Genomic DNA, 12,777 nt, shown 5'->3' on the forward strand with positions numbered 1-12,777 from the left:
TGTCAGGATCGGCCCGAGCGTCGTCCGAGCGGCACTCTCAACACCGCGTCCGTTCCGCCGCTGCGTCCGGGATGCACCCCGAGAGAACCACCGAGTTCCACATCGACGAGAGTCCGGACGATCTGAAACCCCAGGCGATCCGAACGCTCCAGGCTGAATCCCGGCGGAAGTCCCTTCCCGTCGTCGTGGACCACCACGTCCAACCACTTGGACGACCGATCTGCCTGCACCGTGACGGTGCCGTGCGCGTCTCGGTCGAAACCGTGCTCCATGGCGTTCTGCACCAATTCGGTCAGCACCATCACCAGTGGCGTCGCGCGCTCGGCGGCGAAAACGCCCAGACTTCCGGAACGAACGACCCGGATATGGGCTGACACGGAACCGACGTCGACCATGATCGGCACCAGCCGATCGACCACTTCGTCGAGGTCGACCTCCTCGTCTACCGACATCGAGAGCATGTCGTGCACCAGGGCTATCGACGTGACACGCCGCACGGATTCGCTGAGGGCCTGGCGCGCCTCTTCGTTCTCGAGCCGTCGGGACTGCATCCGAAGCAATGCCGCAACGGTCTGAAGATTGTTCTTGACTCGATGGTGAATCTCGCGAATCGTGGCGTCCTTGCTCAGCAGGGCGCGGTCCCGTCGCTTCACCTCGGTGACGTCCCGGACCAGGACGACCGCGCCCACCGACTCGGCGCGCGGGCGCAGCGCCAGAGTCCGCAGCAAGACGGTCGCCCCGCGTGCGTCGACCTCCATGCGGTGCCCACCCACACCCGTCAGAGCCCCCCTGATGTGATCTGCCACTTCCTGGCTGTCGAACGGATCCGTGATCAGCGCTCGTGTGACCGACGCCAGGTCATGGCCGGACAGGTCCGTCGTCAAACCCATACGGTGGTATGCCGACACCGCATTGGGGCTGGCGTAGGAGACGATCCCCGTGGTGTCCAGGCGGACGAAGCCGTCGCCGGCCCGCGGGCTCGAATTCACGTCGGTCTTCTCGTCCGGAAGCGGAAACGACGCTTCGCTGATCATGCGGCACAGGTCGTCGGCGCACTCGCGGTACGCCTGCTCGAGTGGGCTCGGCGGTCGGGACGAATTCAGCGCCGTGTCACGGGTGAGGACCGCGATGACGTGTTCGCCTGCGCGGACAGGAATCGCATCGCGAGGTCCGGTGATCTCGTCGCCGGCGCGCACGATGTCCTTCGACCGCAGGCATTCGAGCACGTGCGGGTGCTCGTCGGGTGAGACGGTGGCTCCCACCATGTCCACCGGAATGGCCGTCGGCGCCGTGGTGGGCCGGCACTGAGCAACGCACAGGACCGGGACGTTGTCCCGGCTGTCGATGTCGTCGACCCCGACCCAGAGCAGAACGTCGGCGAAGGACAGGTCGGCGAGCAGTTGCCACTCCCCCACGACCCGTTGCAGATGGTCTACCGCCTCGCCGGGCAGATCGGTGTGCTCGGCCAGTAGATCGCTCAGTGTGGACACGAGACACCACGACGGACCGAAGGCGGGCGGGTCAGGAGATGACCGCGATCAGATCGCCGGACTGGATGACGTCACCGACGGTCACCCCGACGGAGGTCACGGTTCCGGCGCTCTCGGCCAGCACGGGGATCTCCATCTTCATCGATTCCAGCACGACCAGTGTGTCCCCTTCGGACACCTGATCTCCCTCGGCGACCACGATCTGGAAGACGGTCGACACCATCTCCGCTCGTACGTCTTCCGCCATCGACAATCCCTCCGTCTGCGGTCGGACCGGCTGCTGCCACCGGCCGCGAGTGGGTACAGCCAACCACACGTGAAAGACTGTGTGGCAACGGTCGACCGGTAGGCCGAAGTCCGGTCGGAAAACGAGCAGGAGAGGAGAAGCAATCATGGGTAAGCGGGGACGCAAGAAGCGCGCACGCAAGGGCAACAAGGCGAATCACGGCAAGAGGCCGAACAGCTGAGACGCTCGCGCAACACGAAGGGCCGGGACGCACTGCGTCCCGGCCCTCGTTGTCTTCTCTCGCGAAGAACGACGTCGGCGTCGAACAGACTCAGCGTCCGTCGTCGACGATCGTGACCGTCCTACGAATCTCGATGGTCAGACGTTCACGCAAGCCCTCCGGCGCACGTTCGCCTCCGCACTTGCGACCGATCAGCGATTTGATCTTCTCTTCGATCCCGTACGCCTCGAGGCAGGGACCACAATGGTCCAGGTGTTTCTGCACCCGCACCCGTGACGCTTCGTCGCACTCGTTGTCCAGCAGGGTCCACACGTCGGCGATCACCGCCGAGCAATCCAGATCTTCGAACTCGTTCTCGCCGCTCACTGCGACACCCCCTCGTGCGCATCGACAGCGCCGTTACGGTTGAATCCACGTTCGCGCGCGACGCCCGCCAGCTGACCGCGCAGCTGCTTGCGCCCGCGATGAAGCCGGGACATCACGGTCCCGATCGGGGTGCCCATGATCTCCGCGATCTCCTTGTACGGGAAACCCTCGACGTCCGCGTAATACACCGCCATTCGGAACTCCTCCGGGAGCGCCTGCAGTGCTGCCTTGATGTCGTCGTCCGGAAGGGCGTCGAGAGCCTCGACCTCCGCCGACCTCAGACCCGCCGAGGTGTGCTCGGCGGTGGCCGCGAGCTGCCAATCGGTGATCTCGTCGGTCGGGTACTGCGCCGGTTGCCGCTGCTTCTTGCGGTACGAGTTGATGTAGGTGTTCGTCAGAATGCGGTAAAGCCACGCCTTGAGGTTCGTGCCCTCACGAAAACTCTTGAACGCCGAATATGCCTTGACGTACGTCTCCTGGACCAGATCCTCGGCGTCGGCCGGATTTCGAGTCATGCGCAGAGCGGCGCCGTACAGCTGATCGAGCAGAGGGAGAGCGTCGCGCTCGAACCGTGCCGTCAGCTCCTCGGGCGTCTCCGCTGTCGATCGGTCGTCGTCAGCCACGCTGATCCCTTCGGTAGCCATCGCACCCGAGGTTACCGGGAGGACGACCACCCTGTTCACGTGCCTACTGCTGCGCAGAGTCCCGTTCGGAACCCGTTCCGGCGCCAACACACTCACTGGCGACTCCTTTCGACTGCTGGTACTCGTATGCAACAGCCGCGACTCCGGCGGTGTTCCCTCGCCCGGTGTCCCGCCCGGTTTAGTGTTCGCATCGTGGCTGGAACCGCGACACCCGCAACGACTGCGCTGAAAAAGAGAGGCGTCGAGTTTCTCGTGCACACGTACGACCACGATCCGGGCGCGCATTCGTTCGGCGACGAGGCGGTCGACGAACTATCGGACGCGCTGGGGGTCTCGCCCGCACAGATATTCAAGACACTGATCGTGCGCGCCCCCGACGGCACCCTCGCGGTGGCGGTACTCCCGGTGCCGTTTCGCCTGTCCACCAAGACGTTCGCTGCGACGGTGGGATGGGCGAAAGTGGTCATGGCCGACCGAATCGAAGCGGAGCGATCGACGGGGTACGTTCTCGGCGGTATCTCACCGGTCGGTCAGCGCAAGACTCTGCGCACCGTCGTCGACGAATCCGCGTTGGAGTGGCCCCGCGTCCTGTGCAGTGGGGGACGCCGCGGACTCGAGATCGACCTCGATCCACGTGACCTCGTTCGCGTCACCGATGCGCTCGTGGGCGCCATCGCGACGCACTGACCGCTGCGGCGTCGTGCGTGATGGGATGATTGCGTCGTGACTGCTTGGACCGCCCCTACCGCCTCTGCACCCGTCCGCGCTGTCGTGCCGCTGCCGGGATCGAAATCCATCACCAATCGCGCGTTGATCCTCGCCGCACTCGCGGACGGCCCCAGCGTGATCCGCCGTGCGCTGCGCAGCCGGGACACCGACCTCATGATCGCGGCCGTGCGTGCGTTGGGCGTGACCGTCGACGACAGCGGGTCCGACGGCACCACATTGACGGTGACTCCGGGCCCCCTCACCGGTGGGGCGGTCGACTGTGGGCTCGCCGGAACGGTGATGCGATTCGTTCCGTCCGTCGCGGCGCTGGCCGCCGGGCCGAGCACGTTCGACGGAGACGAGCAGGCTCGCACTCGTCCGCTCTCCACCGTGCTGGATGCATTGCGCAGTCTGGGTGCGGACATCGACGGTGACGCGCTCCCGTTCGTCGTGAACGGAACGGGGTCCGTGCGGGGCGGCACGGTGAGCATCGATGCATCCGGTTCTTCGCAGTTCGTCTCGGGCCTGCTGCTGTCGGGTGCCGCGTTCGAGGAAGGCCTGGTGATCCACCACGTCGGAAAGCCGGTGCCGTCGATGCCGCACATCGACATGACGGTGGGCATGTTGCGCAGCGCCGGTGTAGTAGTCGACACCCCGGCCGAATCCGGACTGGCCGACACCTGGCGAGTCCACCCCGGCACCGTCGACGCTGTCGGGTTCGACGTCGAACCGGACCTGTCCAATGCCACACCGTTTCTGGCTGCGGCCGCGGTCACCGGCGGCGACGTCACGGTGCCGGACTGGCCCCGAACGACGACCCAACCCGGCGATGCGATTCGCGCCATCCTCGAGTCCATGGGCGCCGATGTGGAGCTCACCGACGCCGGCCTCACGGTGCGTGGCCCGAACACGTTGCGCTGCATCGACATCGACCTGCACGACGTCGGCGAGCTGACACCCACCGTCGCCGCCCTCGCGGCGCTGGCGGACGGGGTGTCTTTTCTGCGCGGGATCGCGCACCTGCGTGGGCACGAGACCGACCGGCTGGCCGCACTGGCAACGGAACTCACGTCCCTCGGTGCCCACGTCGTCGAAATGGACGACGGTCTCGAGATCACCCCTGCCCCGATGACCGGCGGGGCGTGGCTGTCCTACGCCGATCACCGCATGGCGACAGCCGGGGCCATCGTGGGTCTCGTCGTCCCCGGTGTCGTCGTCGACGACGTCAGCACCACCGCAAAGACGCTGCCCGGGTTCGAAGGCATGTGGGCATCGATGCTGGAGAGTTCGGTCGAATACATCGAGCCGACAGTCCGGGGGGACTTCTGACTCCGCGGCAGTACGACGAGTCGGACGTCCGCATTCGTCCGGGGCGGGGAACTCGACCCCGCACCAAGACGCGTCCGACGCACGCGGACGCCGAGACGGCCATGGTGGTCTCGGTGGACCGCGGACGGTGGGGCTGCGTGATCGGCGGCGATCCCGATCGACTCGTCGTCGCGATGCGCGCGCGCGAGTTGGGCCGTACGCCGATCGTCGTCGGTGACGACGTGGGCGTGGTGGGCGACGTGTCGGGCAAGGTGGACGCGTTGGCTCGGATCGTGCGGGTACAGGAGCGTCGCACGGTATTGCGGCGGACAGCGGACGACACCGATCCGTTCGAACGCGTGGTGGTGGCCAATGCGGACCAGCTGTTGATCGTGGTGGCGCTGGCCGACCCTCCCCCACGCTCCGGGTTCGTCGAGCGCGCGATGGTGGCGGCCTACGTCGGTGGGCTACAGCCGGTGCTGTGCCTGACCAAGGCGGACCTCGCCGACCCGGACGACTTCGTCTCGCTGTTCTCCGACCTCGACGTACCGGTGGTGATGGCGGGCCGCGAACAGCCGCTCGAGCCCCTGCTCGACCGCATCTCCGGTTCGCTGACCGCGCTGATCGGGCATTCCGGTGTGGGTAAGTCCACTCTCGTCAACCGGCTCGTGCCCGAAGCGAACCGGGCAACCGGCATCGTGTCCGGCGTGGGCAAGGGACGACACACGTCCACCCAGTCCGTCGCACTGCACCTTCCGGGCGTTCCGACTCCCGACCTGACGTCGGGCGATCGAAATCCGTTCGGCGGGTGGGTGATCGATACGCCGGGCATCAGATCGTTCGGTCTCGCGCACATCTCGCCCGTCGATGTGGTTGCGGCCTTTTCCGATCTCGCGGTCACCGCGGAGCAGTGCCCACGCGGATGTACCCACCTGGGCCCTCCGGCGGACCCGGAATGCGCTCTGGACACGTTGACCGGCAAAGCGGCACAACGTGTCCAGGCGGTTCGTCGACTTCTGGTGGCGATCGCCACCAACGAGACGTGGTGATCAGCTCGCGAGAAGCGACTTGATCTTTCCGGCCTTCTTCGAGCTGCGCATGGCGCTGAGAAGACCGTGGCGCTTGCCCGTCACTGGATCGATGGTTGCCGCACCGCCGAACGCGCGCTCGGAATGGGTTTCCGGGGCGTCGTCCGACGTCGCCGTCAGGTACTTGTCCGGGAGCGACAGCTTGGCGATGGTGCGCCACGACTTCGCGTACTGCAACGCGAAATTGCCTGTGGTGTAGGGCAAGTCGTACTTGTCGCACAGCTCGCGCACCCGCACGCTGATCTCGGCCAGGCGGTTGCTGGGCAGATCCGGGAACAGGTGATGCTCGATCTGGTAGCTGAGGTTGCCACTCATGAAGGCGAGCACCGGGCCGGAGTGGAAGTTCGCGCTGCCGAGCATCTGGCGGAGGTACCAGCCACCCTTGGTCTCGTTCTCGAGGTCCTTCTTCTTGAACTTCTCCGCGCCGTCCGGGAAGTGCCCGCAGAAGATCACCGCGTTGGTCCAGACGTTGCGGATCAGGTTCGCCGCGATGTTCGCCGTGAGGGTCGAACGGTAGGAGGCGGCCGGTGAGACGGAGCAGACAGCCGGCGTCACCACGTAGTCCTTGACCATCTGCCGACCGATCTTGGTGCCGGCGAACTTGGCGCGTCGCAGCGTCTCGGCCTTGGCTTCGCCGCCCTTGGCGAGTTTGCCCAGTTCGACGTGCTGAATTGCGACGCCGTACTCGAACAGAAGCATGAGCAGCGTGTTGTAGACCAGGTTTCCGGCGTTGAACGGTGCCCACTTGCGGTCACGGGTGACGCGGATCAGGCCGTAGCCCACATCGTCGTCCATGCCCAGGACGTTCGTGTACTTGTGGTGGATGTAGTTGTGGGTCTGCTTCCAGTACTCCGACGTACCTGCGTTGTCCCACTCCCACGAGGTGGAGTGCACCTCGGGGTCGTTCATCCAGTCCCACTGGCCGTGCATGACGTTGTGGCCGAGTTCCATGTTCTCGATGATCTTGGAGACGCCGAGCATCGAGGCCCCGAGCCACCACACCGGGCGGTGCTTGCTGCCCAGCAACACGGTACGGCCGGCGGCCTCCAGTCCACGCTGCAGCCGGATGGTGTTCCTGATGTACCGGGCGTCGCGCTCGCCACGCGACTCCTCGATCTCACGTCGGATGGAATCGAGTTCGTGACCCAACGCCTCGACATCGGCATCGGTGAGATGCGCGTACTCCTTGACATCCGATACGGCCATGATGGAACTCCTCGCCAACAGTAGGTGGCTGAAACGGGGTCGACCCCCGCTCGCCGTTGTCCCTAATGTACCGAAACTTACGGTCCCGTAGGTTGGAGTTCTGCCAATGTGACTCGGCTAACCTTGGTCCTTCGCATGAACGAGATGCCTGGCCTGGGACGACGCCGACTGGTAGGCGTCACGCGCGCCCCGACGTGCTTCCCGGAGTGCAGAACGCAGACCACGCTTGCGCCCGGTGACCGGATCGAAGCGAACCCTGTCGACCATCGAGGCGCCGGCGGTGTGGAAGCGACGTTCCGAGCTGGTTTCGGGTGCGTTGTCCGAGGTCGACCGCAGAAAACGGTCGGGTAGGGACAGTTTGTAGATGGTCCGCAACGCCAACCAGTACTGGGTGAGGAGGTTGCCGGTGGTGTACGGAAGGTCGTACTTCTCGCACAGGGCGTGGACCCGCTCCGCCACCTCGGCGTACCGATTGCTGGGCAGGTCGGGGAACAGGTGATGCTCGATCTGGTAGCAGAGGTTCCCGCTCATGAACGCCATCGCGGGACCCGCAGTGAAGTTCGCGCTGCCGAGCATCTGACGCAGATACCACTCCTCGTGGGTCTCGGTCTCGAACTGGCCCATCGTGAACTTCTCCGCACCGTCCGGGAAGTGACCGCAGAAGATGACCACGTAGGCCCACAGGTTGCGGATGACGTTGGCCGTCAGGTTCGCGCCCATCGCACGTCGCCACCCGCTGGGACCGGCGAGCGCGGGAAAGACCACGAAGTCCTTCGCCAGCTGCTTGGCGACCTTGTTCGCGAACTCTCGGTTCGGGCCCGTACGCATCTCGAATGGGCCGGCGTCGCTGGTGAGTTTCGCGGCGTCGAGATCGTGGAACGCGATGCCCCACTCGAAGGTCAGGGCAAGGATCAGGTTGCCGACAGGCTGAATTGCGTTGCGCAGCTTCCACTTCTCGTCGCGGGTCATCCGCAGGATGCCGAAGCCCACGTCGTGATCCATGCCGACGATGTTGGTGTAGGTGTGGTGGGAGTAGTTGTGCGCACGCTTCCAATGCTCGGACGGGCCGGTCTGGTCCCATTCCCACGACGTCGAATGGATCTCCGGGTCGTTCATCCAGTCCCACTGCCCATGACTGACGTTGTGGGCCAGCTCCATGTTCTCGACGATTTTCGCGGTGGCCAGCAGCGCCGTACCGAGAACCGCCGGTGCACGCCACCTGGACCCGAGGATGCACAGTCGACCGGCAATCTCGAGACTGCGCTGCGCCGCGATGGTTCGGCGAATGTACTTCGCATCGCGCTCGCCGCGGTCGTCCTCGATGTCGCGGCGGATCGCATCCAACTCACGACCGAGCGTTTCGATGTCGGCGTCCGTGAGATGAGCGAACTCTTTGATGTCGGTGATTGCCACCGTGTACCCCCGAAGGATGTCTGGAAAGTGATTCGGCTGTCGCGGATCACGCCCAGAGGCTGTTCTCCGAACCTCGGCGTGCATCACGAGAATAGCGGAACTGTGATGCACCCGGTGAGAGCCGAGACGCACGCCACGCGGGTGGGGGGAGCTCCGGTGCTGCCTACAACTCCAGTGTGCAGTCACCGGCCGCGGCCGAGATGCACGTCTGGATGCGCTCACCTTGTGAGTGTTCCTTGCCACTGCGCAGATCGCGAACGTGACCGGAAATCAGTGGGACGACGCAGGTTTGACAGATTCCCATGCGGCATCCGAACGGCATCTTCACGCCCAGTCTCTCACCGGCGTCGAGCAGTGTGGTCGCACCGTCGACCGCAGCCGTGCGGTCCGACGCCGCGAACGTGACGGTGCCACCTTCGCCGACAGCGCCGGCGCGGGCGATCTCGAATCGCTCGGTGTGCAGGTTGTCCGCAACATGCTCGGCCTTCCAGACCCGCTCGATGTCGTCGAGCATCGCGACCGGCCCACACGCCCAGGTCTGCCGGGTTCGCCAATCCGGGTAGTCCGAGTCGAGTGTTGCCAGATCGAACTTGCCGTCGCTCCGCGTCAGTTGGATATGCGAAACGAAGTTCGGATACTTCGCGTCCAACGCCGCCAGTTCGTCGCCGAACATGACTTCGTCTGCAGTCGGGGCGGAGTGCACGTGCACCACGTCGGCGAGCTCACCGCGTCGGTCGAGGCTGCGCAGCATCCCGATGATGGGCGTGATCCCGCTTCCGGCAGTGACGAAGAGCATCTTCTCGGGGGGTGGGTCCGGCAGCGCGAAATTACCCTTCGGCGCAGCGAGCCGCACGATGGTGCCCTCGTGGACGCCTTCCACGAGGTGGCTGGACAGGAATCCTTCGGGCATCGCCTTGACGGCGATCGAGATCTGCTTGTCCTTCCAGTCCGGAGGAGAGGTCAGCGAGTAGGAACGCCAGTGCCAGCGCCCTCCCACGTGCAGCCCGATGCCGATGTACTGACCCGGCAGGTAACCGAAGTCGAAGCCCCACCCGGGCTGGATGACGATGGTGGCCGAGGTTTCCGTCTCCTTCTTCACCGCCACGATTCGACCCCGCAGCTCGCGCGCGGACCACAACGGATTGGCGAGATGGAGATAGTCGTCTGGGAGCAACGGTGTCGTCAGACGGGTGACCGCGCCGCGCACCATGTTGAGCCTCGGCCGGCGCGGTGCCGACACACCGGCGGCGGGCGCCTCGAGCCAGTCCTTGATCCCCATCACGAGCCTCTCTTCACTGAATCGTCACAACATTAGGCGTCACAGGAGGTCCAACAGGAACGGTAGCTCTTGGGTGGCGTACCAGGCGAGTTCGTGATCCTCGGCGTCACCGAGCACGAACTCGGCGTCGGGGTCGCCCAGATCGGCAGCGTCGACCACGTCGACAGCCGACCGGACCGCGTGCTCCGCCGCCGCGAGATCCACGTGAACCGCTGCGACCTGGTCGAGCGCGAGGGGTGACTGCAAGCGCACCACCGCATCGTCGAGATCGGGGCGCAGCGTCACCGCCTCGACGTCTGCGGCAATCACCGCACGGCGGAATATCTTCGCCGATCCGGCGGTGGTGTCTTCCTCGACCACACCGTCGTCGGATGCGTCGCTCGCCTCGGCGGCGAGGAGGCGGATGGATGCTCGCGCGGCTTCGGTCATCGCGACGTCGGCGAGCTCGTCGTCGTCACCCGACGCGTACGCCTCACGCAGAGCAGGGGTCACCGCGAACGCGGTCCGACTGATCGGGTTCATCTCCCGGTCCTCGATCAACACCTGCAACATCCGGATGGTCGCCGGCACGAAGACCCTCACGTGTTTCTCACCCTCTGCTCTATCGGCTGCTGTCGCGCGCGGCGTCGAGCAGTTCCTCGAGCGACTCGTGCAGGAGCGAGGTGATCACTTCGACATCCGGCATCGCGTCGCGGTCCGCATTCAAACCGTAGTAGACGTTGCCGTCGTAGGACGTGAGGCCGATGCTGAGCGCCTGATTGCGTACGAGTGGAGGCACTGGATACATCTCGAGCATCCGCGCACCGCCGACGTACAGCGGGAACTGCGGACCCGGCACATTGGTGACGACGAGGTTGAAGACGCGCTGCGAGAAGCTGCTCCCCACCCGTGCGCCCATCGCGTGCAGCGTGGCAGGCGCGAAACCCGACAGGCGCATCAGCGTGCCGGCGGTGACGCCTCGACTCTGACGGACGGTCGCCTCGGTTGCGTGCGCGATATGGGAGAAGCGGACAACTGCATTGGGCTCCCCCACCGGCAGGTCGACGAGAAACGACGACACCTCGCTGGGCGCCAGATCGCTGATGTCCGGACCCTCACCGGAGACGTACACCGACATCGGCACCAACGCACGGACCGTGGTGAACGCACTGATCGGCTCCCCCCGCGAGAGCAACCAGTTACGCAGAGCACCCGCAACGACCGCCAGCACGACGTCGTTGATGTTCCCGCCGAACTTGCTGCGCACGGTCCGGTAATCGTCCAGGTCCGTCTTCGCCACGGCGAACCTGCGGTTGCGCGAAATCTCGGTGTTCAGCGGACTCGACGGCGCGACCTGAGCCGCCGTGCGCACGACGGCGGCGACCTTGCTCAGGGCACGAACTGCGCCACCGGCCGTGCGGGCGACGTCGTTCACCGCGGAGCGAACTGCCTCCAGGCCTTCGCCCGGACGCGCGATGATCTCGGCGACGGCCTGCACGACAAGTTCCGATTCACTCGGTTCGCGGCTCGGCATCCACAGCTCTTCCGCCATGGTCGGCGGCGTCTTCGTCGCGTCGAGAATGACCTGGCTGATCTCGAGCGCCTTGTCTCCGTCGACGAGGGACGAGTGCGACTTGGTGAAGATGGCGAACCGGTTCCGCACCAGGCCTTCGACGAGGTACATCTCCCACAGCGGTCGCGTGCGATCGAGCGGACGCGACGTCAACCGGGCGACCAGGTCGTGCAGTTGTTCGTTCGATCCCGGCTTCGGAAGCGCGGACCGGCGGATGTGATACGTGATGTCGAAGTCTCGATCGTCCACCCACACCGGTCGGGCCAGGCCGAGCGCCACTTCCCGGACCTTCTGCCGATAGCGCGGCACCAGTGCGAGCCGGCTCTCGACGATGCTCAGCAGATCGTCGTAGCTGAAGCCGTTGCGGGGAACCCGGAACACCGCGAGCGATCCGACGTGCATGGGCGTGGTGCCCGCTTCGAGGAAATAGAAGGACGCATCCTGAGTCGTGAGCCTGGTGGCCATCGCCCCTCTGCCCTCCCTGTCGAAACAGACCGAATGTATCGGTGAACAGTCTCGCATGTGGGTCGCTGCCGGTTGCGACCCTACGACGCAGCTCGTTACGTGCCGCCGATCTCGTTTGTCTTGCGAGTCGTCGACTCGAATGCGATGCTCTTGCAGCACCCGCTCTCCTCGGGTGGTCACCTTCCCACGTTGTCCATGAAGCACGTCCATGAGGCACGTTGTCCACGAGGAGAGCCATGTCCGACACACCTGCGCAGTTCCCGTCCTACCTCGGCCGTGCGCCCAGGTCCGAACCGCCGTTGGTCGGGTCTCGCACCCGTCGCCTTCCTCCGCACCGACTGTCGCACTCCCGGCCTGGCCCGCACTCGGGCCGATCGGGCCGCGGACCGCTTCCACCGTCGAACGTCTCGACCGAAAGCCGCGTCCTCGCACTCCAGACGGTCGAAGTACGCGAATTCGCCACCAGCGCACTGCGTCATGTACTCGAAGTGGTGGACAGGCGGCGCGGAGCATCGACCGTGGCCCACGTACTCAGTCCCGCCGTAGTGGGCATGGTGGGCGCACTGGCCACCGCTGCGGTGCCCGGGCGGCACCTCGGAGTTGCTGTGCTGCAACGGGTTCACGTCAGCGTGGTGAGCCCCAACCATGCCGAGGTCTTCGGAACTTACAGCCGCGGCGATCGCGTGTTCGCGATCGCCGCCGGTGCGCGCTACCGCCGTTCCGCCGGGCGAGCACCGTCGTGGAGCGTGACCTCGCTCAGGCTCTCGTGACCGAGAGCCCCACTTCCGAGC

14 protein-coding genes are annotated in these 12,777 nt (G+C 65.6%); 5 read left to right on the forward strand and 9 right to left on the reverse strand.

Features of this window, described 5'->3' with window-relative positions:
• Nucleotides 1–2 precede the first annotated feature (2 nt).
• Nucleotides 3–1,490: a sensor histidine kinase gene (locus tag IEW02_RS14065; RefSeq protein ID WP_188545483.1), complete on the reverse strand. Its 1,488-nt coding sequence runs from the start codon at nucleotides 1,488–1,490 to the stop codon at nucleotides 3–5.
• Between the two features lie 31 nt (nucleotides 1,491–1,521).
• On the reverse strand, nucleotides 1,522–1,737 hold the full coding sequence (locus tag IEW02_RS14070; RefSeq protein ID WP_188545484.1) for a biotin/lipoyl-binding carrier protein: 216 nt from the start codon (nucleotides 1,735–1,737) through the stop codon (nucleotides 1,522–1,524).
• Nucleotides 1,738–1,882: 145 nt separating this feature from the next.
• Here IEW02_RS14070 and IEW02_RS25475 point away from each other — a divergent pair, with 145 nt between their 5' ends.
• Nucleotides 1,883–1,957 (forward strand): 50S ribosomal protein bL37, encoded by a 75-nt coding sequence (locus tag IEW02_RS25475; protein ID WP_370878772.1) that lies wholly within the window; start codon nucleotides 1,883–1,885, stop codon nucleotides 1,955–1,957.
• A gap of 90 nt (nucleotides 1,958–2,047) precedes the next feature.
• Here IEW02_RS25475 and rsrA read toward each other — a convergent pair whose 3' ends face one another.
• On the reverse strand, nucleotides 2,048–2,323 hold the full coding sequence (gene rsrA, locus IEW02_RS14075; protein WP_188545485.1) for a mycothiol system anti-sigma-R factor: 276 nt from the start codon (nucleotides 2,321–2,323) through the stop codon (nucleotides 2,048–2,050).
• Entirely contained in the window at nucleotides 2,320–2,967 is a 648-nt protein-coding gene (locus tag IEW02_RS14080) for a sigma-70 family RNA polymerase sigma factor (RefSeq protein WP_188545486.1), read from the reverse strand. Before IEW02_RS14080 ends, rsrA begins: the two co-directional genes overlap by 4 nt.
• A gap of 192 nt (nucleotides 2,968–3,159) precedes the next feature.
• Between IEW02_RS14080 and IEW02_RS14085 the strand changes: the two genes are divergently transcribed.
• From IEW02_RS14085 to rsgA, 3 genes are read left to right on the forward strand one after another with little or no spacing between them, the layout of a single operon-like run.
• Complete coding sequence (locus IEW02_RS14085; protein WP_188545487.1) at nucleotides 3,160–3,654, forward strand: aminoacyl-tRNA deacylase; 495 nt, start codon at nucleotides 3,160–3,162, stop codon at nucleotides 3,652–3,654.
• A 36-nt stretch (nucleotides 3,655–3,690) separates the two neighbouring features.
• The gene (gene aroA, locus IEW02_RS14090) at nucleotides 3,691–5,004 is read left to right on the forward strand and encodes a 3-phosphoshikimate 1-carboxyvinyltransferase (RefSeq protein WP_188545488.1); all 1,314 of its coding nucleotides are present in this window, start codon (nucleotides 3,691–3,693) and stop codon (nucleotides 5,002–5,004) included.
• A complete protein-coding gene (rsgA, locus tag IEW02_RS14095) occupies nucleotides 4,941–6,032 on the forward strand; it encodes a ribosome small subunit-dependent GTPase A (protein ID WP_188545489.1) in 1,092 nt (363 codons plus the stop codon). Before aroA ends, rsgA begins: the two co-directional genes overlap by 64 nt.
• Here rsgA and IEW02_RS14100 read toward each other — a convergent pair whose 3' ends face one another.
• From IEW02_RS14100 to IEW02_RS14120, 5 genes are all read right to left on the reverse strand, one after another.
• Nucleotides 6,033–7,277, reverse strand: coding sequence for a fatty acid desaturase family protein (locus tag IEW02_RS14100; protein ID WP_188545490.1), 1,245 nt, complete (start codon nucleotides 7,275–7,277; stop codon nucleotides 6,033–6,035).
• A gap of 117 nt (nucleotides 7,278–7,394) precedes the next feature.
• Entirely contained in the window at nucleotides 7,395–8,690 is a 1,296-nt protein-coding gene (locus IEW02_RS14105) for a fatty acid desaturase family protein (protein WP_188545491.1), read from the reverse strand.
• 163 nt (nucleotides 8,691–8,853) lie between these two features.
• Complete coding sequence (locus IEW02_RS14110; RefSeq protein ID WP_188545492.1) at nucleotides 8,854–9,969, reverse strand: ferredoxin reductase; 1,116 nt, start codon at nucleotides 9,967–9,969, stop codon at nucleotides 8,854–8,856.
• 39 nt (nucleotides 9,970–10,008) lie between these two features.
• The gene (locus tag IEW02_RS14115) at nucleotides 10,009–10,551 is read right to left on the reverse strand and encodes a DUF6912 family protein (protein ID WP_229746040.1); all 543 of its coding nucleotides are present in this window, start codon (nucleotides 10,549–10,551) and stop codon (nucleotides 10,009–10,011) included.
• Between the two features lie 19 nt (nucleotides 10,552–10,570).
• Nucleotides 10,571–11,986, reverse strand: a complete 1,416-nt coding sequence (locus IEW02_RS14120; protein ID WP_188545493.1) for a WS/DGAT/MGAT family O-acyltransferase — start codon at nucleotides 11,984–11,986, stop codon at nucleotides 10,571–10,573.
• Between the two features lie 236 nt (nucleotides 11,987–12,222).
• Here IEW02_RS14120 and IEW02_RS14125 point away from each other — a divergent pair, with 236 nt between their 5' ends.
• The gene (locus tag IEW02_RS14125; RefSeq protein ID WP_188545494.1) at nucleotides 12,223–12,756 is read left to right on the forward strand and encodes an Rv3235 family protein; all 534 of its coding nucleotides are present in this window, start codon (nucleotides 12,223–12,225) and stop codon (nucleotides 12,754–12,756) included.
• The last annotated feature ends 21 nt before the right edge of the window (nucleotides 12,757–12,777 follow it).

This window comes from Rhodococcoides trifolii (assembly GCF_014635345.1).
Classification (GTDB): Bacteria; Actinomycetota; Actinomycetes; order Mycobacteriales; family Mycobacteriaceae; genus Rhodococcoides; species Rhodococcoides trifolii.